The organism is Paraburkholderia sp. BR10141 (assembly GCF_056155635.1).
The window spans coordinates 1-357 of record NZ_JBMIQH010000153.1 but is presented as its reverse complement, the minus strand read 5'-3'; the positions used below and the strand labels follow the sequence as shown (position 1 = coordinate 357).

Genomic DNA, 357 nt, shown 5'->3' with positions numbered 1-357 from the left:
GCGGCGCCGGCAGGTCTTCGAGCGGCGCCATGCGCCACGTGTTGCGCAACTCCTTGAGCGCTGGCTTGTTGAGCGGCAACGCATCCTGGGTGACATTCGCGCCGCGTGACTTGCGCGAGAGTTCCACCGCGGCGTACACGGCCACGGCAATTCCACATCCGCCCACGAGAATCTTGACGATCGCCGCGCCGCTGATATCCGGAAACACGGTGGCCGCCGTCAGGATGATCGACAGCACGACGAGCACAGCAATCACTGCACCCGTGAACACGTTCAGCTTCTTCGAATTCACCCACGGGCCGAGCACCGCCTTGTCATTACAGAGCAGCAACAGGAACACCGTTGCGCTCGGCAGCA

The 357-nt window shown here is 63.0% G+C and carries 1 pseudogene; it reads right to left on the bottom strand.

What is annotated here, in order from left to right:
- Window positions 1-357, bottom strand: a pseudogene (locus ACOJB8_RS41265) (manganese transporter); the annotation flags it as partial.